Annotated in this window: 22 protein-coding genes; 17 read left to right on the plus strand and 5 right to left on the minus strand. The window is 68.3% G+C overall.

Translation table 11 applies throughout. The features are described from left to right. Nucleotides 1–19: 19 nt before the first annotated feature. On the minus strand, nt 20–982 hold the full coding sequence (locus ACV22W_RS17550; RefSeq protein WP_448020743.1) for a LysR family transcriptional regulator: 963 nt from the start codon (nt 980–982) through the stop codon (nt 20–22). Nucleotides 983–1,232: 250 nt separating this feature from the next. Between ACV22W_RS17550 and ACV22W_RS17555 the strand changes: the two genes are divergently transcribed. The 9 genes from ACV22W_RS17555 (at nt 1,233) to ACV22W_RS17595 (ending at nt 14,225) form a co-directional block, all read left to right on the plus strand. Continuing rightward, on the plus strand, nt 1,233–3,374 hold the full coding sequence (locus ACV22W_RS17555; protein ID WP_448020745.1) for a 3-hydroxyacyl-CoA dehydrogenase NAD-binding domain-containing protein: 2,142 nt from the start codon (nt 1,233–1,235) through the stop codon (nt 3,372–3,374). 29 nt (nt 3,375–3,403) lie between these two features. Continuing rightward, nucleotides 3,404–4,600: an acyl-CoA dehydrogenase family protein gene (locus ACV22W_RS17560; RefSeq protein ID WP_448020747.1), complete on the plus strand. Its 1,197-nt coding sequence runs from the start codon at nt 3,404–3,406 to the stop codon at nt 4,598–4,600. 14 nt (nt 4,601–4,614) lie between these two features. Further along, complete coding sequence (locus tag ACV22W_RS17565) at nt 4,615–5,760, plus strand: acyl-CoA dehydrogenase family protein (protein ID WP_448020748.1); 1,146 nt, start codon at nt 4,615–4,617, stop codon at nt 5,758–5,760. A gap of 30 nt (nt 5,761–5,790) precedes the next feature. Continuing rightward, nucleotides 5,791–6,996, plus strand: coding sequence for a CaiB/BaiF CoA transferase family protein (locus ACV22W_RS17570; protein ID WP_448020750.1), 1,206 nt, complete (start codon nt 5,791–5,793; stop codon nt 6,994–6,996). A gap of 102 nt (nt 6,997–7,098) precedes the next feature. Next, nucleotides 7,099–7,404: a DUF485 domain-containing protein gene (locus ACV22W_RS17575; protein WP_059451527.1), complete on the plus strand. Its 306-nt coding sequence runs from the start codon at nt 7,099–7,101 to the stop codon at nt 7,402–7,404. A gap of 11 nt (nt 7,405–7,415) precedes the next feature. Beyond that, nucleotides 7,416–9,107, plus strand: a complete 1,692-nt coding sequence (actP, locus tag ACV22W_RS17580; RefSeq protein ID WP_448020752.1) for a cation/acetate symporter ActP — start codon at nt 7,416–7,418, stop codon at nt 9,105–9,107. 368 nt (nt 9,108–9,475) lie between these two features. After that, a complete protein-coding gene (locus ACV22W_RS17585; RefSeq protein ID WP_059526276.1) occupies nt 9,476–10,765 on the plus strand; it encodes a dicarboxylate/amino acid:cation symporter in 1,290 nt (429 codons plus the stop codon). Nucleotides 10,766–10,769: 4 nt separating this feature from the next. Continuing rightward, the gene (locus ACV22W_RS17590; RefSeq protein ID WP_448020754.1) at nt 10,770–12,779 is read left to right on the plus strand and encodes a sensor histidine kinase; all 2,010 of its coding nucleotides are present in this window, start codon (nt 10,770–10,772) and stop codon (nt 12,777–12,779) included. Nucleotides 12,780–12,869: 90 nt separating this feature from the next. After that, nucleotides 12,870–14,225, plus strand: a complete 1,356-nt coding sequence (locus ACV22W_RS17595) for a sigma-54-dependent transcriptional regulator (RefSeq protein ID WP_448020830.1) — start codon at nt 12,870–12,872, stop codon at nt 14,223–14,225. Nucleotides 14,226–14,334: 109 nt separating this feature from the next. On the opposite strand, the gene ACV22W_RS17600 is transcribed toward ACV22W_RS17595, so the two are convergent. Further along, nucleotides 14,335–14,871 carry a peroxiredoxin family protein gene (locus ACV22W_RS17600; RefSeq protein ID WP_059526269.1) on the minus strand — a complete coding sequence of 179 codons (537 nt, stop codon included), beginning with the start codon at nt 14,869–14,871 and terminating at the stop codon, nt 14,335–14,337. Nucleotides 14,872–15,035: 164 nt separating this feature from the next. Here ACV22W_RS17600 and ACV22W_RS17605 point away from each other — a divergent pair, with 164 nt between their 5' ends. Then, on the plus strand, nt 15,036–15,608 hold the full coding sequence (locus ACV22W_RS17605) for a hypothetical protein (protein WP_448020755.1): 573 nt from the start codon (nt 15,036–15,038) through the stop codon (nt 15,606–15,608). 333 nt (nt 15,609–15,941) lie between these two features. Here the strand turns inward: ACV22W_RS17605 and ACV22W_RS17610 are convergent, their stop codons facing one another. Together ACV22W_RS17610 and ACV22W_RS17615 are read right to left on the minus strand one after the other, a co-directional pair. Continuing rightward, nucleotides 15,942–17,576 (minus strand): YifB family Mg chelatase-like AAA ATPase, encoded by a 1,635-nt coding sequence (locus ACV22W_RS17610; protein WP_448020757.1) that lies wholly within the window; start codon nt 17,574–17,576, stop codon nt 15,942–15,944. Between the two features lie 239 nt (nt 17,577–17,815). After that, nucleotides 17,816–18,067: an accessory factor UbiK family protein gene (locus ACV22W_RS17615; RefSeq protein WP_059526259.1), complete on the minus strand. Its 252-nt coding sequence runs from the start codon at nt 18,065–18,067 to the stop codon at nt 17,816–17,818. 354 nt (nt 18,068–18,421) lie between these two features. On the opposite strand from ACV22W_RS17615, the gene ACV22W_RS17620 reads away from it, so the two are divergent. The 7 genes from ACV22W_RS17620 to ptsP all read left to right on the plus strand — a co-directional run bounded on the left by ACV22W_RS17620 (nt 18,422) and on the right by ptsP (nt 25,845). After that, the gene (locus tag ACV22W_RS17620) at nt 18,422–18,760 is read left to right on the plus strand and encodes a P-II family nitrogen regulator (protein ID WP_006398175.1); all 339 of its coding nucleotides are present in this window, start codon (nt 18,422–18,424) and stop codon (nt 18,758–18,760) included. 33 nt (nt 18,761–18,793) lie between these two features. Further along, on the plus strand, nt 18,794–20,311 hold the full coding sequence (locus ACV22W_RS17625) for an ammonium transporter (RefSeq protein WP_448020758.1): 1,518 nt from the start codon (nt 18,794–18,796) through the stop codon (nt 20,309–20,311). Between the two features lie 242 nt (nt 20,312–20,553). Then, nucleotides 20,554–21,843, plus strand: a complete 1,290-nt coding sequence (gene gshA, locus ACV22W_RS17630; RefSeq protein ID WP_059526253.1) for a glutamate--cysteine ligase — start codon at nt 20,554–20,556, stop codon at nt 21,841–21,843. 25 nt (nt 21,844–21,868) lie between these two features. Continuing rightward, nucleotides 21,869–22,825, plus strand: a complete 957-nt coding sequence (gene gshB / locus ACV22W_RS17635) for a glutathione synthase (protein ID WP_448020761.1) — start codon at nt 21,869–21,871, stop codon at nt 22,823–22,825. A gap of 231 nt (nt 22,826–23,056) precedes the next feature. Further along, complete coding sequence (locus ACV22W_RS17640) at nt 23,057–23,527, plus strand: PTS sugar transporter subunit IIA (RefSeq protein WP_059526247.1); 471 nt, start codon at nt 23,057–23,059, stop codon at nt 23,525–23,527. A gap of 74 nt (nt 23,528–23,601) precedes the next feature. Further along, nucleotides 23,602–23,871 (plus strand): HPr family phosphocarrier protein, encoded by a 270-nt coding sequence (locus ACV22W_RS17645; protein WP_006477716.1) that lies wholly within the window; start codon nt 23,602–23,604, stop codon nt 23,869–23,871. A gap of 201 nt (nt 23,872–24,072) precedes the next feature. Continuing rightward, on the plus strand, nt 24,073–25,845 hold the full coding sequence (gene ptsP, locus ACV22W_RS17650) for a phosphoenolpyruvate--protein phosphotransferase (RefSeq protein ID WP_448020763.1): 1,773 nt from the start codon (nt 24,073–24,075) through the stop codon (nt 25,843–25,845). 83 nt (nt 25,846–25,928) lie between these two features. Here ptsP and ACV22W_RS17655 read toward each other — a convergent pair whose 3' ends face one another. Further along, nucleotides 25,929–26,681 (minus strand): HesA/MoeB/ThiF family protein, encoded by a 753-nt coding sequence (locus ACV22W_RS17655; RefSeq protein WP_059691432.1) that lies wholly within the window; start codon nt 26,679–26,681, stop codon nt 25,929–25,931. Nucleotides 26,682–26,740 lie beyond the last annotated feature (59 nt).

The following is a 26,740-nucleotide window of genomic DNA, read 5'->3' on the forward strand; positions in this document are numbered from 1 at the left end:
GCTCCGCACGGGCGGCGCGCTATTGTCGCCGCGCGGCCGGCGGGTTGTCACCCGACAGGAAACCCTGACGCATCCCGTCGGGCCCGCCCCGGCCGGTCTTCCCGGCCTGTTCGAGGATGAACTCTATGAAGGTCGCGGTCGCGCGCGTGTGGTGCCGGTTCGGCATGTAGAGCATGTACATGTGCGTGCCGAAGATGCTGAGCCGGTACGCGTCGAGCGAGGTGACGACCGTGCCGCGCCGCATGTCGTCCTGCATCACGTAGTCGGGCACGATGCCGACGCCGATCCCGGCGAGGATCGCCTGGCGCAGGAACAGGAAGTTCTCCGAAATCAGCGTGGGTTCGAGCAGCACCTCGTGGCGCTCGTCGCCGAGATACGCGGCGATCCGCAACTGCCGCCCCAGCACCGTCGCGGTGACGACCGGCGCGGCGGCCAGCGCGCCGAGGCTCGCGGGCATCCCGTGCGCGGCCGCGAACGCGGGCGATGCGCACGCGACGTAGCGCACCGCGCCCATGTCGCGCGCGACGAGGTTCTGCGGCGGCTCGGACATCACGCGGATCGCGATGTCGACTTCGTCGCGCATCAGGTCCTCCACGCGATTCTCGAACACCACGTCGAGCACGATGCCCGGATGCAGCCGCTTGAACGCGAGCAGCCACTCGGACATCACCATCTGTCCGTAGCCGCTCGGCACCGACAGCCGCACGCGGCCCTGCAGGTCCTGGCCGAGCGTCGTCACCGATTCCTGCGCGGCGAGCAGTTCGTTGCGGATGCGCCGGCCGTGCTCGTACAGCTTCAGCCCGATCTCGGTCGGCTCGATGCGGCGCGTCGTGCGGCGCACGAGTTGCTGGCCGATCGAGCGCTCGAGCTGGTTCAGCCGGTAGCTGACGTTCGCGCGGCTCATCTTGAGCCGCTGCGCGGCCTTGCTCAGGTTGCCCGCATCGAGGATCTCGACGAGCAGCGTCAGCGCGTTCATGTCCATGCCTTGTGTCTCCCGATCGGGCCCGCTTAAGGGCCGGAAGCGGTCCGAAAGCATTCAATGTCAAGTCAGACTTGACAGCTTGTAAAGGCACGCGGGAATTGTCAATGAATCTCGATCAATCGAGAATCGAGTCATGCCCGGCAAGCACGCCGGATCGTTTCCCGCCGCGCGGCACCAGGCTCGGGAGCCGGCACCGCTCGCCGGCCCGACGACCGGTTCCGCCCGCGCGGCGCACCGCACTGGAGACACGATGAATTCATCCGCTTCCCCCGAACCTTCCGGCGCCGGCGCTGGCACCGTCACGCGCGAACGGCGCGACAAGGTGCTCGTCGTCACGATCGACCATCCGCCCGTCAACGCGCTGTCCGCCGACGTGCGGCGCGGTCTCGCCGACGCGCTCGACGCCGCGCAGGCCGACGGCGCGATCCGCGCGGTGCTGATCGTCGGCGCCGGCCGCAACTTCATCGCGGGCGCCGACATCCGCGAGTTCGGCAAGCCGCCGGTGCCGCCGTCGCTGCCGGACGTATGCGAGCGGATCGAGTCGAGCGCGAAGCCGGTCGTGGTCGCGCTGCACGGCGCGACGCTCGGCGGCGGCCTCGAGGTCGCGCTCGCCGCGCATTACCGGCTCGCGGTGCCCGGCGCGAAGCTCGGCCTGCCCGAAGTCACGCTCGGCCTGCTGCCCGGCGCGGGCGGCACGCAGCGCACGCCGCGCCTGATCGGCGCGAAGGCCGCGCTCGACCTGATGCTGACGGGGCGTCACGCCAGCGCCGACGAAGCGCTCGCGCTCGGCCTCGTCGATCGCGTCGCGCACAGCGACGACACGCTCGCCGAAGGTCTCGCCTATGCGCAGGAACTCGTGTCGCTCGGCGCGCCGGCGCGGCGCACGCGCGATGCGCAGGGGCTCGCCGATCGCGCGGCCGCGCAGGCCGCGATCGACGCGGCGCGCGCCGAGCTGCCGAAGAAGTCGCGCGGCCTGTTCTCGCCGGCGAAGATCGTCGACGCGGTCGAGGCCGCGCTCACGCAGTCGTTCGACGCGGGGATGAAGCTCGAACGCAGCCTGTTCCTGCAATGCATCGACAGCCCGCAGCGCGCGGGCCTCGTGCACGCGTTCTTCGCGGAGCGCGAGGCCGCGAAGGCACCCGAGGCGCGGCGCGCGAGCGCGCGGCCGGTCGAGCGGATCGGCGTGGTCGGCGGCGGCACGATGGGCGCGGGCATCGCGGTCGCGGCGCTCGATGCCGGGCTGCCCGTGACGATGATCGAGCGCGACGAAGCGTCGCTCGCGCGCGGCCGCGCGCATGTCGAGAAGGTGTACGACGGCCTCGTCGCGAAGGGGCGGATGACGCCGGCCGCGCACGCGGCGCGGCTCGCGCGCTTCAAGGGCAGCACGTCGTACGACGCGCTCGCGCAGGCCGACGTGGTGATCGAGGCCGTGTTCGAGGACATGGGCGTGAAGAAGGCGGTGTTCGCCGAACTCGCGCGCGTGTGCAAGCCGGGCGCGGTGCTCGCGACCAACACGTCGTATCTCGACATCGACGAGCTGGCCGCCAGCATCGACCATCCGTCCGACGTGGTCGGCCTGCATTTCTTCTCGCCGGCCAACGTGATGAAGCTGCTCGAGATCGTCGTGCCGGCGCGCGTGAGCGCGGACGTCGTCGCGACCGCGTTCGCGCTGGCGAAACAGATGAAGAAGACGCCGGTGCGCGCCGGCGTGTGCGACGGCTTCATCGGCAACCGGATCCTCGCGGTCTATCGCACCGCCGCCGACTATCTGATGGAAGACGGCGCGTCGCCTTACCAGATCGACCGTGCGGTGCGCGAATTCGGTTTTCCGATGGGGCCGTTCCAGGTCGTCGACCTCGCGGGCGGCGATATCGGCTGGGCGACCCGCAAGCGCCGCGCGGCGACGCGCGACCCGCGCGCCCGCTACGTGGAGATTTCCGACCGGCTGTGCGAGCGCGGCTGGTTCGGGCAGAAGACCGCGCGCGGCTACTACCTGTATCCGGACGGCGCGCGCGTCGGCACGCCGGACCCGGAAGTCGAGGCGATCGTCGCCGACGAGCGCGCGAAGAAGGGCGTCGCGCCGCGCACGTTCACCGACGACGAGATCATGCGCCGCTACCTCGCCGCGATGATCAACGAAGGCGCGAACGTCGTGCACGAGAGGATCGCGCTGCGCCCGCTCGACGTCGACGCGGTGTTCCTGTACGGCTACGGCTTCCCGCGCTATCGCGGCGGCCCGATGCACTACGCGGACACGGTCGGCCTCGCGAACGTGCTCGCCGACATCCGCGCGTTCGCGAAGGAGGATCCGCTGTTCTGGAAGCCTTCGCCGCTGATCGTCGAGCTGGTCGAGCGCGGCGCGGATTTCGCGAGCCTGAACCATATCGACTGAACGCCCACCGCATTCGCAACGGACTTACGATGGACCTCAATTTCACCCCCGAAGAGGAAGCGTTCCGCACCGAAGTGCAGCGCTTTCTCGCCGCCGAACTGCCCGCGCGCACCGCGCGCAAGGTGAAGAGCGGCCTGCATCCGACGCGCGATGACATGCGCGAATGGCACGCAATCCTGAATGCCCGCGGCTGGCTCGCGAGCCACTGGCCGCGCGAGTATGGCGGCCCCGGCTGGAGCGTCGCGCAGAAATTCCTGTTCGACAACGAATGCGCGCTCGCCGGCGCGCCGCGCATCGTCCCGTTCGGCGTCAACATGCTCGGGCCCGTGCTGATCAAGTACGGCGACGAAGCACAGAAGCGCCACTGGCTGCCGCGCATTCTCGACGGCACCGACTGGTGGTGCCAGGGCTATTCGGAGCCGGGCGCCGGTTCCGATCTCGCGTCGGTGAAGACGAGCGCGGTGCGCGACGGCAATCACTACGTCGTGAACGGCCAGAAGACGTGGACCACGCTCGGCCACTACGCGAACATGATCTTCTGCCTCGTGCGCACCGCGACCGACGTGCGCAAGCAGGAGGGCATCAGCTTCCTGCTGATCGACATGGCCACGCCGGGTGTCGAAGTGCGCCCGATCATCACGCTCGACGGCGAGCACGAGGTGAACGAAGTGTTCTTCACCGACGTGCGCGTGCCCGTGGAGAACCTGGTCGGCGAAGAGAACCGCGGCTGGACCTACGCGAAATACCTGCTCACGTACGAGCGCACCAACATCGCCGGCATCGGCTTCTCGACGGCCGCGCTCGACCGGCTGCGCGCGGTCGCCGCGAAGGTGACGAAGAATGGCCGGCCGCTCGCGGACGATCCGTTCTTCGCGGCGCGCGTCGCCCGCGTCGAGATCGAGCTCGAGAACATGCGCACGACCAACCTGCGCGTGCTGGCCGCCGTCGCGGGCGGCGGCGTGCCGGGCGCGGAAAGCTCGATGCTGAAGATTCGCGGCACGCAGATCCGCCAGGAGATCACCGCGCTGATGCGCCGCGCGATGGGGCCGTACGCGCAGCCGTTCGTCGAGGAGGCGTTCGACGCCGATCACGACGGCGAGCCGGTCGGCCCGGACAGGGCCGCGAGCGCCGCGCAGCAGTACTTCAACAACCGCAAGCTGTCGATCTTCGGCGGCTCGAACGAGATCCAGAAGAACATCATCGCGAAGATGATGCTCGGGCTGTAACGAGGGACGCGACGATGGATTTCCAGCACACAGAAGACCGCCGGATGCTGGTGGACACGTTGAACCGCTTCATCGCCGAACAGTATGCGTTCCCGGTGCGCGACCGCATCGCGCAGTCGACCGACGGCTTCGATCGCGCGATGTGGCGGCGCTTCGCCGAACTCGGCGCGGTCGGCGCGCTGTTTCCCGAAGCCGACGGCGGCTTCGGCGGCGCGGGTTTCGATATCGCCGTGGTGTTCGAATGCCTCGGGCGCGGGCTCGTCGTCGAGCCGTTCCTCGGCGCGCTGCTCGCGGGCCGCGCGCTGTCGCTCGCCGGCGGCGACGCGCATCGCGAACGGCTTGCCGCGCTGATCGACGGCAGCGCGAGCGCCGCGTTCGCGCACGATGAGCCGGGCTCGCACTACGAACTGACGACCGTGCGCACGCGCGCCGAGCGCGACGGCGACGGCTGGGTGCTGACGGGCGCGAAGGGCGTCGTCGACCAGGCCGCGCAGGCGGCGTTCTTCGTCGTCAGCGCGCGCGTGTCCGGTCATGACGACGACGCGGCCGGCATCGGCCTGTTCGTCGTGCCGGCCGACGCGCCGGGCGTGTCGCTGCGCGACTACAGGAAGATCGACGGCGGCCGCGCGGCCGAAGTGCGTTTCGAGCGCGTCGTGTTGCCGGCCGATGCCGCGCTCGGCGCACCGGATGCTCGGGACGGAGATACCGGCGCCGCGCTGCTCGAACGCGTGCTCGGCTACGGGCTGCTGGCGCTGTCGGCGGAGGCGCTCGGCGCGATGGACGTCGCGAAGGACGCGACGCTCGAATACCTGCGCACGCGCAAGCAGTTCGGGCTGCCGATCGGCAGCTTCCAGGCGCTGCAGCACCGGATGGCCGACCTGCTGCTCGAAGTCGAGCAGGCGCGCTCGGCGGTGATCAACGCGGCCGCGCAGCTCGATGCGCCGCGCGCGGTGCGCGAGCGCGCGCTCGCGGCGGCGAAATACAGCATCGGCCGGATCGGCACGCTCGTCGCCGAGGAAAGCATCCAGCTGCACGGCGGGATCGGGATGACGTGGGAGCTGCCGCTGTCGCATTACGCGAAGCGGCTCGTGATGATCGATCACCAGCTCGGCGACGAGGATCATCATCTCGCGCGCTACATCGCGCTGTCGAAACAGTAAAGGCATGCGACGCGAATGGAGGAGACAAGGATGACGAACGACCCGCGCGCGTTGCCGCTGGCCGGCGTGAAGGTGCTCGATTTCTCGCGCGTGCTCGCGGGCCCGTGGAGCGCGATGGTGCTCGCCGATTTCGGCGCGGACGTGATCAAGGTCGAGCATCCGGTGCGCGGCGACGACACGCGCGACTGGGGGCTGCGAATCGGCGAGACCGAGACGACCTACTTCAACAGCGTGAATCGCAGCAAGCGGTCGATCTGCGTCGACCTGCAAACCGAGGAAGGGCGACGCATCGCGCGCGAGCTGGCCGCGCAGGCAGACGTGCTGATCCACAACTTCAAGTTCGGCGGTGCGGAGAAACTCGGCCTCGGCTACGACGCGCTCGCCGAATTGAATCCGCGGCTCGTGCATTGCGCGATTTCCGGCTACGACCGCTCGGGCCCGGAGGCCGCACGGCCAGGCTACGACCTCGTCGTGCAGGGCGAGGCGGGGCTGATGGCGCTGAACGGCGAGGCCGGCCAGCCGCCGCTGAAATTCGGCGTCGCGGCGGTCGACCTGTTCACCGGCATGTATTCGGCGCAGGCGGTCCTCGCCGCGCTGTACGAGCGCCACGCGACGGGGCGCGGACGGCGCATCGAGATGGCGCTGTTCGACTGCGGGCTGATGATCACCGCGTACTACGGGCTCGACGCGCTGCTGATGGGCGAGGATCCGCCGCGCTACGGCAACGCGCATCCGTCGATCGTGCCGTACGGCGTGTTCGATGCGGCCGACGGTCCGCTCGTGATCACGGTCGGCAACAACACGCAGTTCGCACGTTTCTGCGATGCGATCGAGCGGCCCGATCTCGCCGCGGACGACCGCTACAGGACCAACCTCGGCCGCTCGGAAAACCGCGCCGCGCTGCTGCCGGAGATTCGCGGCGAACTCGCGCGGCGGCCGCGCGCGATGCTGCTCGCGGCACTTGCCGATGCGGGCATTCCGTGCGGCGAGGTGCTCGGGCTGCACGACGCGCTGACGTCGGAGCGCGCGACCAGCGCGGGGCTCGTCACGCGGCAGCCGCATCCGGTCGCGGGCGACGTCGACGTGCTCGCGCCGCCGTATCGCTTCGACGGCGCGCGCCTGCCGGTGCGCGGTGCGCCGCCGGTGCTCGGCGCCGATACGGACGACGTGCTCGGTCGCTGGCTCGGGCTGTCGCAGGATGACCTGTCGCGGCTGCGCGCGGATCGCGTCGTGTAGCGCGTTTCACGTATTGCCGCCGCGGCGCGGGCGGAGCAGTCGACGCGCGCCGACCATCCATAAGACACGCCTCGCGAACGACGAGGGGACATCGGAGACACCATGGAGCATTCCGTCATCGAATCGGTCACGGCGCGCCGTGACTACCAGCAGCTCGTGCGCGCGCGACGCCGCTTCAGCTTCACGCTGACGGCGCTGATGATCGCCACCTACTACGGCTTCATCCTGCTCGTCGCGCTCGCGCCGCACGTGCTGGCCGCGCCGCTGTACCGCGGCGCAACGACCACGGTCGGGATCGTCGCGGGCGTCGCGATCATCCTGGTCGCGATCGGCCTGACCGCGTGCTACGTGCTGCGCGCTAACCGTGCGTTCGACCGCCGCGTCGACGCGATCCTGCAACGTTCGTGACGGAGGCCGACATGCGACGCATCTCGCGCGCGCTCGGCGCGCTGGCCGTTCTCGTTTTCTCCACCCCCGCCGCGCGCGCGAGCGCCGTCGCGGGGCCGATGCCCGACAAGGTCGAGCTGAACCCGGTCGCGATCGCGATGTTCTTCGCGTTCGTGTTCGCGACGCTCGCGCTCACGCGCTGGGCCGCGCGCCGCACGCGCTCGACACGCGACTTCTACACGGCCGGCGGCGGCATCACCGGGCTGCAGAACGGGCTCGCGATCGCGGGCGACTACATGTCGGCCGCGTCGTTCCTCGGGCTGTCGGGGATGGTGTTCATGTTCGGCTTCGACGGGCTGATCTACTCGATCGGCTTCCTGGTCGGCTGGCCGTTCGTGATGTTCCTGATCGCCGAGCCGCTGCGCAACCTCGGCAAGTTCACGTTCGTCGACGTCGTCGCGTACCGCTTCGCGCAGCGGCCGATCCGGCTGCTGACGTCCGCGAACGCGCTGACGATCGTCGTGCTGTACCTGGTCGTGCAGATGGTCGGCGCGGGCAAGCTGATCCAGCTGCTGTTCGGGCTGTCGTACGGCACGGCCGAGCTGATCGTCGGCGTGCTGATGGTCGTGTACGTGTTCTTCGGCGGGATGACCGCGACCACCTGGGTGCAGGTGATCAAGGCCGTGCTGCTGCTGTGCGGCGCGACGCTGCTCGCGTTGCTCGCGCTCGGCGAATTCGGCTTCAGCGTCGACGAGATGTTCCGCCGCGCGGTGGCCGTGCATCCGGGCGCGCTGTCGATCATGGGGCCCGGCAAGCTGATCCGCGATCCGGCCAACGCGCTGTCGCTCGGCATCGCGCTGATGTTCGGCACGGCCGGCTTCCCGCACATCCTGATGCGCTTCTTCACGGTGCCGAACGCGAAGGAGGCGCGCAAGTCGGTGCTCTACGCGACGGGCTTCATCGGCTACTTCTACCTGCTCACGTTCGTGATCGGCTTCTCGGCGATCGTGCTGCTCGCGCAGCATCCGGAATTCTTCCGGCTCGGCGCGAACGGCACCTTCAACCTGACGCACGACCTGCTCGGCGGCTCGAACATGGTCGCGGTGAAGCTCGCGCAGGCGGTCGGCGGCAACTGGTTCTACGGCTTCATCGCGGCTGTCACGTTCGCGACGATCCTCGCGGTGGTCGCCGGGCTGACGCTCGCCGGCGCGACCACGATCTCGCACGACCTGTATGCGCAGATGTGGGCGCGCGGCAAGCCCGACGAGCGGCTGGAGATGCGCATCTCGCGCGCGGCGACGATCGGGCTGTCCGCGGTCGCGATCGCGCTGTCGATCCTGTTCGAGCACGTGAACGTCGCGTTCATGGTCGGCCTCGTCGCCGCGGTGGCCGCCAGCGCGAATTTCCCGGTGCTCGCGATGTCGATCTTCTGGCGCGGGATGACGACGCGCGGCGCGGTGCTCGGCGGAGGCCTGGGCCTCGCGTCGGCGGTGGCGCTCACGGTGCTGTCGAAATCGGTGTGGGTCGACGTGCTGCATCACGCGCATGCGCCGGTGTTCCTCGACAACCCGGCGCTCGTGTCGGTGCCGCTCGCGTTCGTCGGGATCGTCGTCGGCTCGCTCGCGGACCGCGGCGAGCGCGCGAGGCGCGAGCGCGAAGCCTTCGCGCGGCAGGAGTTCTACGCGCAGACGGGCGTGCTGGCCGGTGAGGCCGTGCAGCATTGATTCGTCGGATGAAACGATCCATCCGTCCGGATCGCCGGACGGATATTTTCCGGAAATCCGGAATCCCGGATTTCCTTGCCTGCCGCATTATGAGAAATACAATGAAAACAATGGCTTGAGGGGTTCCGGAAACCTGGCATCGACCTTGCGATATGAAAAGCACGGCCATCCCCCCGGCCTGACTATTAAACCAAGGAGACAATCGATGACCACTGCCTTCCACTCCCTCCGGACGTCCTGAGGCATCGCTTGTTGCGGCACGGCAGCCGCGCGGGCGAATGGCCTAGGGGGCATTGCCCCCTTCAGCGTCATCTTTCCGCGCGCGTGACGCCGTTTCCACCGGCTCATCTACTTCAGCAGGAACCATCGTGAAGAAGAAACCCTTCTACAAAGTGCTCTACGTGCAGGTGATCTTCGCCATCATCGTCGGCGTGATCCTCGGCCACTTCTACCCGGCGCTCGCCACCGACATGAAACCGCTCGGCGACGGCTTCATCAAGCTGATCAAGATGGTGATCGGACCGATCATCTTCTGTACGGTCGTCACCGGCATCGCCGGCATGGAGGACATGAAGAAGGTCGGCCGCGTCGGCGGCAAGGCGCTGCTGTACTTCGAGATCGTGTCGACCTTCGCGCTGCTGCTTGGCCTCGCGGCCACGCACATCCTGCGCCCGGGCGTCGGCTTCAACATCGATCCGGCGACGCTGAACGGCAAGGAAGTCGCATCGTACGCGGCGAAGGCGCACGGGCAGTCGACGGTCGACTTCCTGATGCACATCATCCCGAACACGATGGTCGATGCGTTCGCGCAGGGCGAAATCCTGCAGATCCTGCTGATCGCGCTGCTGTTCGGCAGCGTGCTCGCGCACCTCGGCGAGCGCGGCAAGGTCGTGACCGACTTCATCGACGGCCTCACGCGCGTGCTGTTCGGCATCGTGCACATCGTCACGAAGCTGGCGCCGATCGGCGCGTTCGGCGCGATGGCGTTCACGATCGGCAAGTACGGCGTCGGCTCGCTGGTGCCGCTGCTCAAGCTGATCGGCACGTTCTACCTGACCTCGGTCGTGTTCGTGCTGGTCGTGCTCGGCGCGATCGCACGCGCCACGGGCTTCTCGATCATCCGCTTCGTGTCGTACATCAAGGAAGAGTTGCTGATCGTGCTCGGCACGAGTTCGTCGGAAGCGGCGCTGCCGCAGCTGATGGAAAAGCTGGAGAAGGCCGGCTGCTCGCGCTCGGTGGTTGGCCTCGTCGTGCCGACCGGCTACTCGTTCAACCTCGACGGCACCAACATCTACATGACGATGGCCGTGCTGTTCATCGCGCAGGCGACCAACATCGAACTGACGTGGATGCAGCAGCTCACGCTGCTCGCGGTCGCGATGCTGACGTCGAAGGGCGCGAGCGGCGTCACGGGCGCGGGCTTCATCACGCTGGCCGCGACGCTCGCCGTCGTGCCGACGATCCCGCTGTCGGGCATGGTGCTGATCCTCGGGATCGACCGCTTCATGAGCGAATGCCGCGCGCTGACCAACATCATCGGCAACGGTGTCGCGACCGTCGTCGTGTCGGCCTGGGAAAAGGAACTCGACCGCAACAAGCTGCGCCAGGCGCTGAAGGGCGGCGGCGAGGTCACGACGACCGAGACGGCCGGCGTCTGACGTCATGAAGGAGCAGGCGGCGGCACCGCCCGCGGGCGGTGCGCCGCGCGGCGGCCCGGGCGGAGATGCGGAGCCCTATGACACAATAGGCGATCCGCATCGCCAGGAAGTCACGTCCGTGAAGCGCCGCCTGCTCATCCTCGTCGTGCTTGCCGCCGCGCTCGCGGCGGCGTGCGCGCTGACGTGGACCATCACGTGGCGGCGCGGCGTCGCCGAGCTGCAGCGCAACGCCGCGGTGCGCGTCGACCGTACCACCAACGCGCTCAAGAGCACGCTCGACCGCTACGAGTCGCTGCCTTATCTGCTCGGCAGCCACCCGTACGTGCTGGACCTGCTCGCCGAGCCGAAGCGCGCCGATTTCACCGCGCGCGCGAACCGTTATCTCGAAGACCTCAACGAACACGCGCACGCGACCGTCACCTACGTGATCGGCGCGGACGGCCTGTGCGTCGCCGCCAGCAACTGGCGCGCGCCCGACAGCTTCGTCGGGACCGGATACCAGTTTCGTCCGTATTTCATCGATGCGATGAGCGGCCAGGTCGGCCGCTTCTTCGGGATCGGCACGATCTCGCGCGATCCCGGCTACTACATCTCGCAGCCGGTGTGGCGCGACGGCAGGATCGCGGGCGTCGTCGTCGTGAAGCTCAATCTCGAATGGTTCCAGGGCGCCGACGCGTCCGAACCGCTCGTCGTCGCGGACGATCACGGCGTCGTGTTCCTGTCGTCCGTGCCCGCGTGGAAATATCACACGCTGCATCCGTTGACGGGGCCCGTCGCCGCGTCGATCTACGAGACGCGCCAGTACGCGCAGCAGCCCGTCACGCCGCTGCCGCTGCGCGTCGAGCAGGTGCTCGACGCCAACGCGGAGATCGTGCGCCTCGGTCCCGGCCTGCGCGCGCCGCGCTTCCTGGCGAGCAAGCGGCGGATCGGCGAACCCGATTGGCTGCTGGTGACGCTCGCGCCGATCGCGCCCATCGACGCCGACGCGCGCAACGCGACGATCGTCACCGGCTTCGGCTTCGTCTCGGTCGCGTTGCTCGCGTTCTACTGGCGGATGCGCCGCGCACGCGTGCGCGAGATGATCCGCGGCCGCGCCTTGCTGCAGCAGGCGTATGCGGAGCTGAACCGGCGCGTCGAGGAGCGCACGGCCGACCTGTCGGAGGCGAACGAGCAATTGCAGAAGGAAGTCGGCGACCGGATCCGCGCGGAGCAGGAATTGCGCGCCGCGCACGACGAACTGATCCAGGCGAGCAAGCTCGCCGCGCTCGGCCAGATGGCGGCCGGCATCACGCATGAACTGAACCAGCCGCTCGCGGCGCTGCGCAGCTTCTCGGACAACACGCGCGTGCTGCTCGATCGCGGCGAGCAGGCGGCCGCGCGCGAGAACCTCGAGGCGATCGCCGCGTTGACCGAGCGGATGGGCAAGATCACCAATCAGCTGAAGCTGTTCGTCGGCCGCGCGAAGCCGCGCAACGAACGGGCGCTCGTCGTGCGCGCGCTGCGCAGCGTGCTGTCGCTGCTCGGCGACCGGCTGCGCGGCGTCGCGCTCACGCTGACGCTGCAGGATGCGACCGTGTCGCCCGCGCAGGATGCCCCGCTCGACCTCGCGTGCGACTATCCGGAACTCGTCGCCCGCTGCGAGGACCTGCGCCTCGAACAGGTGCTGATCAACCTGCTCGGCAACGCGCTCGACGCGGTCGCAGGCGTCGCGGCACCGGCGATCGAAGTGACGATCGCGGTGTCGGTCGCGACGCTCGCGGTCGAGGTGCGCGACAACGGCTCCGGCATCGCGCCCGATTTGCTGCCGCGCCTGTTCGAGCCGTTCTTCACGACCAAGGAAATGGGGCGCGGGCTCGGGCTGGGTCTCGCGATCTCGTCGTCGATCGCGAGCGATGCGGGCGGCGCGCTGACCGCGCGCAATGCACCGTCCGGCGGCGCGCTGTTCGTCTTGACGCTGCGGCGCGCGCGCACGCATCATCCGGACTCGGTGTCCGAACCGGCGGGCTCGCACTAGGGGCCGTCGCAAACCCGTTCGCCGCACGACCGGCATCAACGAAGCCGCGCGCACCAGCGCCGCGCGGCCTGTCAGGAGCAAGTGACCAAGATGGCCAACCGGCTGCAAGTGATCTATATCGAAGACGATGCACTCGTTCGCCGGGCGAGCGTGCAGAGCCTCCAGCTCGCGGGGTTCGACGTCGTCGGGTTCGAATCGGCCGAGGCGGCCGACAAGGCGATCGTCGCGGAAACCGCAGGCGCGATCGTCAGCGACATCCGGCTGCCCGGCGCGAGCGGGCTCGACCTGCTCGCGCAGTGCCGCGAGCGCGTACCCGACGTGCCGGTGATCCTCGTCACCGGCCACGGCGACATCTCGATGGCCGTGCAGGCGATGCGCGACGGCGCGTACGACTTCATCGAAAAGCCGTTCGCGGCCGAGCGGCTGATCGAGACCGTGCGCCGCGCGCTCGAGCGGCGCGAGCTCGTGCTCGAAAACCATGCGCTGCGGCGCGAGCTGGCCGGGCAGAACATCGTCGCGCCGCGCATCATCGGCCGCAGCCCGGCGATCGAACAGGTGCGCAAGCTGATCGCGAACGTCGCGCCCACCGACGCATCGGTGCTGATCAACGGCGACACGGGCGCCGGCAAGGAGCTGATCGCGCGCAGCCTGCACGAGCTGTCGCCGCGTCGCGACAAGCCGTTCATCGCGGTGAACTGCGGTGCGCTGCCCGAGCCGATGTTCGAGTCGGAGATGTTCGGCTACGAGCCCGGCGCGTTCACCGGTGCAGCGAAGCGCCGCGTCGGCAAGCTCGAATACGCATCCGGCGGCACACTGTTCCTCGACGAAATCGAAAGCATGCCGCTCGCGCTGCAGGTGAAGCTCTTGCGCGTGCTGCAGGACGGCGTGCTCGAACGGCTCGGCTCGAACCAGCCGATCCGCGTGAACTGCCGCGTCGTCGCGGCCGCGAAGGGCGACATGAGCGAACTCGTCGCCGCCGGCACGTTCCGGCGCGACCTGTTGTACCGGCTCAACGTCGTGACGATCGCGCTGCCGCCGCTCGCCGAGCGCCGCGAGGACATCGTGCCGCTGTTCGAGCACTTCATGCTCGACGCGGCCGTGCGCTACGAGCGGCCGGCCCCCGTGCTGACCGACCGGCAACGCGCGAGCCTGATGCAGCGCGACTGGCCAGGCAACGTGCGCGAGCTGCGCAACGCAGCCGACCGCTTCGTGCTCGGCGTCGCCGACATGCCGCAGGAAGCCGGCGCGGGCGGCGACGATGCGGAGAGCGACCAGACGCTGAAGGAGCGCATCGAGCAGTTCGAGCGCGCGGTGATCGCCGAGGCGCTGAACCAGACGGGCGGCGCGGTCGCCGCGACGGCCGATCGGCTGCATGTCGGCAAGGCGACGCTGTACGAGAAGATGAAGCGTTACGGGCTGTCGGCGAAAGGCGAAACCGAGCGCTGAAAAAGACACGGACCGCGGAACCGGGCTGGCCGGTCGGGCGGTCCGAGGTGCGGAGCAGGGCGCGGAACAGGGCGCGGTGGGCGGCCCTGCGAGTCTTGTCGTGCGGCGCTCAGGCCGCGTTGCCGTCGAGCGCCTTCTTGAGCAGCGCGTCGAGTTCCGCGAATTGCGGGGCGCCGACGTAGCGCTTCAGGATCTTGCCGTCCTTGTCGACGACGAAGGTCGTCGGCGTGAGCTGCACGTTGCCGAACTGCTTCGCGACGCTGCCGTCGTCGAGCGCGACCTTGAACGGGAGCTGGCGCGTCTGCGCGTAGTTCGCGACGTACATCGGCGGATCGTAGTTCATCGCGACCGCGACGAATTCCAGCCCCTGGCCCTTGAAGCGATTGTAGGTATCGACCATCTGCGGCATTTCCTGCATGCAGGTCGCGCAGCTCGTCGCCCAGAAATTCACGAGGTAGACCTTGCCCTTCAGGTCGCCGGCCGTCGACACCTTCTGGCCCGACAGCAGCGTGAACGTGGCGTCCGGCACGGTGGACTTGCCGTTGAACGCGAAGAAGCCGGCAACGGCGATGGCCGCGACGACGACGGCCGCGACGATATAGCGGACGGGGCCGGTGCGGCGCTGGGCGGGAGGCGTGGTGTTCATCTGCGGTGCTCTCGGAGTCGGTCGATGACGCGGGTCGATGCAAAGGACGTCGAAATTCGGCGCTCATTTTAGCGCGAATGCGGCGCGCGCACCGGCGGCGGCCACGCATACCGGGCGCCGGCTTCGGCGGATAATGGGTGTTTTTGCCTGTCCCCATCACTGCCATGCCGAAGGAAGTTCTCCATTCGTTGCGCCCCCTTTTTCGTCCGCTGCGACACTTCGCCGCGCTCGCATGCGTGAGCGCGGCGCTGGCCGCGTGCTCGCCGTCGTATGACTGGCGCACGCTGCACAACGACGCCGGCTATACGATCGACCTGCCGGCGAAGCCGACCGTCGAGGATCAGCCGATCGCGGTCGGCGGCGCGTCGATGCCGATGCGGATGCAGGCCGCGCATGTCGACGGCGCGGTGTTCGCGATTGGCACGCTGACGCTGCCCGACGACCGCGACGATACGCGCCGCGCGGCGCTCGAGTTCCTGCGGTCCGGGTTGTCGCGCAATCTCGACGGCGTGCCGCAGACGGCCTCGGTGCCGGTGCCGCTCGCGTCCGGCGGCGCGGTGAACGGGCTCGAACTGCGCGTCGCGGGCGCGGCCAGCGGCGGCGACCATTCGCACAAGACGATCGTCGCGCGGCTCGTGGCGCGGGGCCGGCACGCGTACCAGGCCGTCGCGATCGCTGACCGGCCGCTCGCGCAGGAACAACTCGACCAGTTTTTCGGCTCGTTCAAACTCGACTGACATCGGCCGGCGAGGGCGCTCGGACGCTTCATGACAATTGAAAGTTCATTCGCAGCTTTCGCCGCTAATCGCCGGATTTTGCGGGGATTTTTCGGCTATCCACAGCGCATGTGGATAACTTTGTTGAAAAGTTGATGGAATCTCCCGCAAAGCCGCACCGGACGGCCTTCCGGGGCATTTGATAGTTCACGCTCCGTTCGAGAAAAGTCAATAGAAACAAGGGGATGTGAATTTCATGAGGAAAGCGCGCCCGTGCAGGATGATCGGGGGCCGGATTCGTGAAATTGTGCATAAGTCAAGTCTTGACAGCCGTATTTTGTCCTCCGAAGGCGCTCACAGCGCCGTGAGCGCACGCCGGTAGCGGATCGCTTCGGCGATCTGCGCGGCCGTCGGCAACGGGTCGCCGGCCAGGTCGGCGATCGTGCGCGCAACCTTCAGCACGCGGAAATACGCACGCGCCGACCAGCCGAAGCGCTCGCCGGCCTCGCGCAACAGCCGCTCGCCGTCGTCGGTCGGCCGGCACAGGTCGTCGGTTTCCCGGCCGCTCAGCATGTGATTGGTCTTGCCCTGCCGGTCGCGTTGCAGCGCACGCGCGTGGGCGACCCGTGCGGCGACCGCCGCGCTCGGCTCGCCCGGTGCCGTCGCACGCGACGCGAGTTCGGCCGGCGACAGCGCGGGCAGGTCGATCTGGATGTCGATCCGGTCGAGCAACGGGCCCGACAGCTTGCGCAGGTAGCGCGTGGCGACGTCCGGCGTGCAGCGGCAGCGCCCGGACGGATCGCCGTGCCAGCCGCACGGGCACGGGTTCATCGCGGCAATCAGCTGGCACGCGGCGGGGAAGTCGGCCTGCTGCGCCGCGCGCGAGATCGTGATGCGGCCCGCTTCGAGCGGCTCGCGCAGCATTTCCAGCACGTGCCGGTCGAATTCGGGCAACTCGTCGAGAAACAGCACGCCGAGGTGCGCGAGCGTGATCTCGCCCGGCTGAGGCGGGTTGCGGCCGCCGACCAGCGCGGCGGCGCTCGACGAATGATGCGGCGAGCGGAACGGGCGCCGCCGCCACTGCGAGGGCGAGAAGCCGATGCGGCTCGCGGAAAGGAGCGCGGCCGACGTCAGCGCCTCGTCGTCGGTCAGCGGCGGCAGGAGGCCGGGCAGCCGCGCGGCGAGCATCGACTTGCCGGCGCCGGGCGGCCCGATCATCAGCATGTGGTGCCCGCCCGCGGCAGCGACTTCGAGCGCGCGCCGGGCGCCGCGCTGGCCGACGACGTCCGCGAGATCGGGCGCGGCGGGCGCCGGCACGCCGTCGAGGCAGGGCGCCGCGACCGGCGCGAACCGGGCATCCGGCGTGCCGGCCAGGTGCGCGCACAGCGCGGGGAGGTCGGGCGCGCCGAACACGGTGACGCCCGGCACCAGCGCCGCCTCGGCCGCGCTGTCGAGCGGCAGGTACAGCTCGGGCGGGCGCGGCAGGGCTGTCACGCCGGATATCGCGACGCAATCGACGCCGGAATGGCCGCTGGAATCGAAACGGGAATCGGGACCGGAATCGAGGTCCGCTGCGGCATGCCCCGTGCGCCAGTCGCGCGCGGCGCCGCACGCCATCGCGAACGCACCGCGCATCGGCCGCAGCGCGCCGGTCAGAGACAGTTCGCCCGCGAATTCGCGGCCGGCCAGCGCGTCGGCCGGGAGCTGGCCGTTCGCGGCGAGGATGCCGAGCGCGATCGGCAGGTCGAAGCGGCCCGATTCCTTCGGCAGGTCGGCTGGCGCGAGATTGACGGTGATCCGCCTGACGGGGAAGTCGAATCCGCAGTTCTGCAGCGCGGCGCGCACGCGCTCGCGGCTTTCGCGGACTTCGAGATCGGGCAGGCCGACGATCGAGAACGACGGCAGCCCGTTGGCAAGATGAACTTCGACGGTGACGTCCGGCGCGCGGCCGGCCGCCGGCGCGCGACTGCGCACCACGGCGAGCGACATGGCGAGGCTCCTGTAGATGAATCGGACGGGCTACGGCCGTTCGGGGCCGCATGCCGCGGGAATCGGAGGAATCGGTGCGCGCTGCCGGCGTGGCGCGGGAAAGAACGAGGAACGACGAACTGCGAAGAGCGAGGAACAGCGAAGAACGACGGAACAGTTAGCAGATTGGCTGATTTCCGGGTGACAGGCGCGGGCCGCACGAGGCGGCCCGCGCCCGGACCAGTCGGTCGGGCGGGGCGTCAGGCCTGGGACGCTGCGAGCTTCTGCTCGAGTTCCGCGACGCGCTTCTCGAGTTCCTCGAGACGCACGCGAGTGCGGGCGAGCACATGTGCCTGCGTGTCGAACTCCTCGCGCGTGACGAGATCGAGCTTCGAGAAGCCTTGCGACAACATGGCCTTCACGTTGCGCTCGACATCCTTGGCCGGCGAGTTTTTCAGCAGGTCGCTGACGCGCGACTGCAGGTCGTTGAAAACATCGCTGGGTTGCTTCATGAGATTTCCTTCCTTGCACAAAAAATGTGCATATTCAGTTGCGTACGTGCCCATGATGCACGCATGACCGGAAATGGTGCGCACGTGGCGCGATTTCCGGGCATGGCGCCCGCATGGGTGAATGGCCCGGTAAGCCGGGACGTGCGTGCACTCTAGCAACGATCCTTTCGGTGCGCCAGCAAACCGGGCCATGTTGGCCATTCGGCCGGGCTTCCGCACCTTTCAGCATCGGATGCGGCCCTGTTTAAGGGCCATTCGAGGCGGTGTTCGGACGAACATGGCATGCGAGTTGCTGAGGAGAGACCGTTACACCATTCCAACCAATTCGACGGGACCACCCAGCGAGAGGACTTCATGAAACTGATTACCGCAATCATCAAGCCGTTCAAGCTCGATGAGACGCGCGAAGCGCTCTCCGCGCTCGGCGTCTCGGGCATCACGGTCACGGAGGTGAAAGGGTTCGGGCGCCAGAAGGGGCATACCGAGCTGTATCGGGGCGCCGAATACGTGGTCGATTTCCTGCCGAAGATGAAGATCGAGGCGGCCGTGTCCGACGATCTCGTCGACCAGGCGGTCGAGGCGATCGAGCGGGCCGCCCGCACCGGCAAGATCGGCGACGGCAAGATCTTCGTCACGCCGATCGAGCAAGTGATCCGGATCCGGACCGGGGAGACCGGCGCAGACGCGCTGTAACAGACAAAGACAAGCGACAAGAGGAAACCCGAGATGCGCAAACTTCTGATGTCCCTGCTGATGGCCGGCTCGCTGATCGCGGCCGGTGTCGGCTCCGCGCTCGCCGACGACGCGGCTTCCGCCGCGGCTGCGTCCGCGCCCGCCGCAACGGCGTCCGATGCGTCGGCAGCCGCCGCTCCGGCCGCTTCGGCGCCGGCCGCCACGGACGCATCGGCACCTGCCGCTGCCGCCGCACCCGCTTCGGGCGCCGCCTCCGACGCATCGGCTGCCGCCGCCGCGTCCGCGCCGGCCGCACCCGCCGCGCCGACCGAGCCGTTCTCCGTCGATTCGTCGAAGATCAGTGCCGGCGATACCGCGTGGATGCTGACGTCCACCGCGCTCGTGCTGTTCATGACGATCCCCGGCCTCGCGCTGTTCTATGCGGGCATGGTCCGCAAGAAGAACGTGCTCGCGACCGTGATGCAGAGCTTCGCGATCACCGCGGTGATCACGGTGCTGTGGACGGTGGTCGGCTACAGCCTCGCGTTCACGCCGGGCAACGGCTTCATCGGCGGGCTGTCGCGCGCGTTCCTGCACGGGATGACCTACGTGAAGGGCGACAAGGCGACCACGCTGACCGTCAGCCACCTGGCGACGACGATTCCGGAGTCGGTCTACTTCGTCTATCAGATGACGTTCGCGATCATCACGCCGGCGCTGATCTGCGGCGCGTTCGCCGACCGGATGAAGTTCTCGGCGATGCTCGTGTTCATGACGCTCTGGTCGCTGATCGTCTATGTGCCGATCGCGCACATGGTGTGGGAGCCGACCGGCTGGCTGTCGTCGGACGGCGTGCTCGACTTCGCGGGCGGTACCGTCGTGCACATCAACGCCGGTATCGCGGGCCTCGTCTCGTGCCTGATGCTCGGCAAGCGCGTCGGCTTCGGCCGTGAGTCGATGGCACCGCACAACCTCGTGCTGACGATGATCGGCGGCTCGATGCTGTGGGTCGGCTGGTTCGGCTTCAACGCGGGTTCCGCTGTCGCGGCCGATGGCCGTGCCGGCTTCGCAATGCTGACGACGCAAGTCGCGACGGCGTGCGCGGCGCTCGGCTGGATGTTTGCCGAATGGATCTCGCACGGCAAGCCGTCGGTGCTCGGCATCGTGTCGGGCGCGGTCGCGGGCCTCGTCGCGATCACCCCGGCCGCCGGCTTCGTGGGCGTGACGGGTGCGCTCGTGATCGGTATCGCGGCAGGCGTCGTGTGCTTCTGGTCGGCAACGTGGCTCAAGTCGAAGCTCGGCTACGACGATTCGCTCGACGCGTTCGGCGTGCACGGCGTGGGCGGGATTCTCGGCGCGCTGCTGACGGGCGTGTTCGCGGTCAAGGACATCGGCGGCGCCGACGGCAGCCTGCTGCTGCAGGCCAAGGGCGTGCTGATCACGCTGGTGTACAGCGGCGTGCTGAGCTTCGTGCTGCTGAAGCTGATCGACCTGACGATCGGCCTGCGCGTGACCGAAGAGGAAGAGCGCGAAGGCCTCGACGTGGTGCTGCACGGCGAGCACGTCGAATAAGGCGTACGGATGACGGCGGGCCGCCGCGCAGACGGCGCCCGCCACGAATGAGCGCAGCGACTTCGGCCCGCCCGCCCGGCGGGCTTTTTTTCTCCTGCCGCGTGCTGCCGTAGCGCATAACCCTTCACGCTATCGGGTCAATAGCCGAAAACTCCCTCCAAACCCTTGCGAAGCCGGGAACAATCCCCAAATGGGCGGAGCAATTGCTCTACAATCTTCATTCTCCCGCTCGCGAGTGATTCATGGTTCCCCACCTCGTTACCGCGTTGAACGGTCCGCTGCTCGAGCTCGAGCGGAAGATCCTCGACGCGACGCCTGCGATCGAACGCTGGTTCAGGCTCGAATGGCAGGAACACACCCCGCCGTTCTATTGTTCGGTGGACCTGCGCAACGCCGGTTTCAAGCTGGCGCCCGTCGACGCGAACCTGTTCCCCGGCGCGTTCAATAATCTGCCGTCCGAAGTGCTGCCGCTCGCCGTCCAGGCCGCGATGGCCGCGATCGAGAAGATCTGCCCGGACGCGAAGAACCTGCTCGTGATTCCCGAGCTGCCGACCCGCAACGCGTTCTACCTGGAAAACGTCGCGCGGCTCGCGACGATCATGCGCCAGGCCGGCCTGAACGTGCGCTTCGGCTCGCTCGACCCGAGCATTACCGACATGACGCCGATCACGCTGGCCGACGGCCAGAAGATCGTGCTCGAACCGCTCGAGCGTTCGCAGCGCCGTCTCGGCCTGAAGAATTTCGATCCGTGCTCGATCCTGCTGAACAACGACCTGTCGGCCGGCATTCCCGCCGTGCTGGAAAACCTGCACGAGCAGTACCTCCTGCCGCCGCTGCACGCGGGCTGGGCCGTGCGCCGCAAGTCGACGCACTTCTCCTGCTACGACGACGTCGCGAAGAAGTTCGCGAAGATGGTCGGCGTCGATCCGTGGATGGTGAATCCGTATTTCGCGCACGTCGAAGGCGTCGACTGGCAGGGCCATGAAGGCGAGCAGGCGCTCGCCGACGCGATCGACGGCGTGCTGAAGAAGATCGCGCGCAAGTATCGCGAATACGGGATCAGCGAAAAGCCGTACGTCGTCGTGAAGGCCGACGCGGGCACCGCCGGGCGCGGCGTGATGACCGTGCACGACGCGGCCGAGATCGGCCGCATGTCGAAGGCCGAGCGCGCGCAGATGGCCGAGTCGAAGGCCGGCCTCGCGGTGCGCGACGTGATCGTGCAGGAAGGCGTCTATACGTTCGAGCGCGTCGGCGACGAAGTCGCGGAGCCGGTCGTGTACATGATCGACCGCTACGTGGTCGGCGGTTTCTACCGCACGCACGGCGGCCGCGAGCGCGACCAGAACCTGAACGCGCCCGGCATGCACTACGTGCCGCTCGGCTTCGAGCACACCGCGCTGCCGGATGCCGGCGCGAAACCGGGCGCCGCGCCGCCGAACCGCTTCTACATGTACGGCGTCGTCGCGCGCCTGTCGCTGATCGCGTCGTCGATCGAACTGGAAAAGACCGATCCCGAAGCCATCCAGGTGTAACGGCTTCGCCACGTACAGGACCCGCATGGACATTCTCTTTATCGCCGACCCGCTCGAGCGCTTCAAGATCTACAAGGATTCGACCTACGCGATGATGGCGGAAGCCGCGCGGCGCGGGCATGCGGTATATGCGTGCCAGCCGCACCAGCTCGCGTGGACGGGCTCGGGCGTCGAGGCGGACGTGCAGCGCGTGACGATCGTCGGCGACACCGCCGATCTGCATCGCCATCCGTGGTACGAGGCGGGCGCGCACGAATCGCGTCAGTTGACGTCGTTCGGCGCGGTGCTGATGCGCAAGGATCCGCCGTTCGACATGGAGTATGTGACGGCCACGTGGATGCTCGAGCTTGCCGAACGCGCGGGCGCACGCGTGTTCAACAAGCCCCAGTCGATCCGCGATCACTCGGAAAAGCTGGCGATCGGCGAGTTTCCGCAGTTCGTCGCGCCGACGCTCGTCACGCGCGACGCCGCGCGCTTGCGTGCGTTCCACGCCGAGCATGGCGACGTGATCGTGAAGCCGCTCGACGGCATGGGCGGGATGGGCGTGTTCCGCGTGAAGGCCGACGGGATGAATCTCGGCGCGATCATCGAGATGCTCGGCCACGACGGCACGCGCTCGCTGATGATCCAGAAGTTCATCCCCGAGATCACGGCCGGCGACAAACGCATTCTGCTGATCGCGGGCGAGCCGGTGCCGTATTCGCTCGCGCGGATTCCGCAAGGCAGCGAAGTGCGCGGCAATCTCGCCGCGGGCGGGCTCGGCGTCGCGCAGCCGCTGACGGCGCGCGACCGCGAGATCGCCGAGACGCTCGGGCCGGTGCTCGCCGCGCGCGGGCTGCTGCTGGTCGGGCTCGACGCGATCGGCGACTGGCTGACCGAGGTGAACGTGACGAGCCCGACGTGCTTCCGCGAAATCATGGAGCAGACGGGTTTCGACGTCGCCGCGATGTTCATCGACGCGCTGGAGCGGGCGGCCGCGTAGCCCGCTTTCCGCGCAAGCCCGGCGGCGGCCGCGCAGGTCCCCCGTCGCCGGAGCGGTTCGACCGGCCTGCTACAATGCCCGCTTGCCCGGTGCCGCGACCAGCGCGCCGAAGGCCCGGCGGTCGGGCCGAAACCGTTGCAAGGCTGAACATGAAACGATTCCCTCACTCGCTATGCTCGTTGCCCCGCTGCAGGGCGTCGGCCCGCCAGGGGCGGCCGGGGGCAGTCTGACATGGCCGGGATTCTGATCATCGCGCACGCACCGCTCGCCACCGCGCTGCGGGACTGCATCGCGCACATCTACGGCGGCGTGCCCGCGCGCATCGGCTGCATCGACGTGCTGGCGGACAGCGATCCCACCCAGGTGATGGCGTTCGCGCACGCGGAGCTCGCGCGGCTCAGGGAAGAAAATGGCGTCGTCGTGCTGACCGACATGTACGGCGCGACGCCCGCGAACATCGCGGGCCAGCTCGCGAAGCTCGACAACGTGCGCGTGCTGGCGGGCGTGAACCTGCCGATGCTGGTGCGGGCCGTCTGCTACCGGACCGTGCCGCTCGACAAGCTCGTCGACAAGGCGCTGTCCGGCGGCGCGAAGGGCGTCCACGAAGTCGCGGCCGGCACACCGCCGCCGCCGACCGAAGTCGGCTGCGGCCAATGCGCGCCGATTCCGCCCGAGCCGCAACCGCGCACCGAATCGCACTAACTGCCCCGTTTTCCGTTTTAGACCGACCCGCCGACGCACGTCGCCGGCGGCCGCGACCGACCCGACCGAGAACCATGCTTCAACAAGAAACCACCATCGTCAACAAATTGGGGCTCCATGCACGCGCATCGGCCAAGCTTACGCAACTGGCCGGCAACTTCCAGTCGGAAGTCTGGATGACGCGCAACGGACGCAAGATCAACGCAAAAAGCATCATGGGCGTGATGATGCTCGCGGCGGGCATCGGCAGCACCGTGACGATCGAGACCGAAGGTCCCGACGAACGCGAGGCGATGGATGCGCTGCTCAAGCTGATCGCGGACAAGTTCGGCGAAGGTCAGTGATCCCCGCGCGGGATCGTTGTCGTTTCGAAGCAGAATGCCGCGTTTGTCGCGGCATTTTTTTCGTCCGCGGCATTGATGCGGAAATGGCAATGCTGCGCTGCACGCTGTCAGCATGGAGGTACGGAATTTATAATCGCTAACCGGGGTCATAAGCGCATCGCAGCAGTGTGCCGCGGCTTTACATGTACAGAGGAGGTGCGCGTGTCCTTCACGCTGCATGGCATTCCCGTCTCACGTGGTATCGCGATCGGGCGAGCGTATCTGATCGCGCCGGCGGCGCTCGACGTCGCCCATTACCTGGTCGAGGCGAACCAGATCGACGCCGAGGTCGCACGTTTCAACACGGCGCGCGAGGTCGTGCATCACGAACTCGAGGCGCTGCGCGCCGACCTGACCGACGACACCCCGACCGAAGTGGGCGCGTTCATCGACGTCCACACGATGATCCTGAGCGACGCGATGCTCGTGCAGGAAACCATCGACCTGATCCGCACGCGCCGCTACAACGTCGAATGGGCGCTGACCGAGCAGCTCGAGCTGCTCACGCGCCACTTCGACGACATCGAGGATGAATACTTGCGCGAGCGCAAGGCCGACATCGAGCAGGTGGTCGAGCGCGTGCTGAAAGCGCTCGCCGGTGCGCCGTCGGCGTCGCAGGCGCTCGATGGCGCGGCCGCGCATGGCCAGAGCGAGATGATCGTCGTCGCGCACGACATCGCGCCGGCCGACATGATGCAGTTCAAGTCGCAGTCGTTCCAGGCGTTCGTCACCGATCTCGGCGGCCGCACGTCGCACACGGCGATCGTCGCGCGCAGCCTCGGCATTCCCGCCGCGGTCGGCGTCCAGCACGCGAGCTCGCTGATCCGCCAGGACGACCTGATCATCGTCGACGGCGATCAGGGGATCGTGATCGTCGATCCCGCGCCGATCGTCCTCGAGGAATATTCGTACCGTCAGTCCGAGAAACTGCTCGAGCAACGCAAGCTGCAGCGGCTGAAGTTCTCGCCGACGCAAACCCTGTGTGGCACGAAGATCGAGCTGTACGCGAACATCGAGCTGCCCGACGACGCGAAGGCGGCGGTCGAGGCCGGCGCGGTCGGCGTCGGGCTGTTCCGCTCCGAGTTCCTGTTCATGCATCAGAAGGAGATGCCCGAGGAGGAGGAGCAGTTCGCCGCGTACAAGCGCGCTGTCGAGTGGATGAAGGGCATGCCGGTGACGATCCGCACGATCGACGTCGGCGCGGACAAGCCGCTCGAGGCGCTGGACGAAGGCTACGAGACGGCGCCGAACCCGGCGCTCGGCCTGCGTGCGATCCGCTGGAGCCTGTCCGAGCCGCAGATGTTCCTCACGCAGCTGCGCGCGATCCTGCGCGCGTCCGCGTTCGGGCAGGTGAAGATCCTGATCCCGATGCTCGCGCACGCGCAGGAGATCGACCAGACACTCGACCTGATCCGCGAGGCGAAGCGCCAGCTCGACGACGCGGGGCTTGCGTACGATCCGAACGTGCGCATCGGCGCGATGATCGAGATTCCGGCCGCGGCGATCGCGCTGCCGCTGTTCCTGAAGCGCTTCGATTTCCTGTCGATCGGCACGAACGACCTGATCCAGTACACGCTCGCGATCGACCGCGCGGACAATGCGGTCGCGCACCTGTACGACCCGCTGCATCCGGCGGTGCTGCACCTGATCGCCTATACGCTGCGCGAAGCGAAGCGGGCCGGCGTGTCGGTGTCGGTGTGCGGGGAGATGGCGGGCGATCCGGCGCTCACGCGCCTGTTGCTGGGGATGGGGCTCACCGAGTTCTCGATGCACCCGAGCCAGTTGCTGGTCGTGAAGCAGGAGATCCTGCGTGCGCACCTGAAGGCACTCGAGAAGCCCACGGCCGACGTGCTGGCCGCATTCGAGCCGGAGGAAGTGCAGGCGGCGCTCAAGCGCCTGTCGGTCGCGGAGCCGCGCGCGGACGCGGCCGCCTAAGCGGCGCCGGCAGCCCCGCAGAACCGCCGCGAAGGTTGCGAAACGTCACGCATGCGCCGTTCGGCGCATGCATCCCGCGCGCGTCAGTGCCGGCCCTGGCACACGGGGCAGTCGGCCTGGCGCGCGATCTTCATCGTCGTCCATTCCATCCGCAGTGAATCGAGCATCATCAGCCGGCCGTTGAGCGTCGTGCCGATCGCGCCGATCACGCGCAGCGCTTCGGCGGCCTGCATCGCACCGATGATGCCGACCGTCGGTGCGAACACGCCCATCGTCGCGCACGCGACCTCCTCGAACGGCTGGTCTTCCGGAAACACGCACGCGTAGCAGGGCGCGGCCGGGTCGCGGAAGTCGAACGTGCTGATCTGGCCGTCGAAGCGCAGCGCGGCGCCCGACACGAGCGGCACGCCGTGCGCGACGCACGCGCGGTTGATCGCATGGCGCGTCGCGAAGTTGTCGGTGCAGTCGAGCACGACGGTTGCCTGCGGCACGTGTTCGTCGAGCCACGCATCGTCGACGCGCGCCGCGACCGCATGCACGGTCACTTCCGGGTTCAGCCGCGCGAGCGCGTCGCGCCCCGATTCGACCTTGCTGCGGCCGACCGATGCGGTCGCGTGGAGGATCTGCCGCTGCAGGTTCGTGAGGTCGACCGTGTCGGCGTCGACGAGCGTGATCGTGCCGACCCCGGACGCCGCGAGATACATCGCGGCCGGCGAGCCGAGACCGCCTGCGCCGACGACGATCGCATGCGCGTCGAGAAAGCGCTGCTGCGCCTCGATGCCGATTTCGTCGACGAGGATGTGGCGGGAGTAGCGGAGGAGTTGATCGTCGTTCATGGGGAAGTCGTGAGCGGGGCGGAAGCGCTGGCGTATCGATTCATTCTAGGCGCACATGA

The organism is Burkholderia sp. AW49-1, assembly GCF_053427845.1.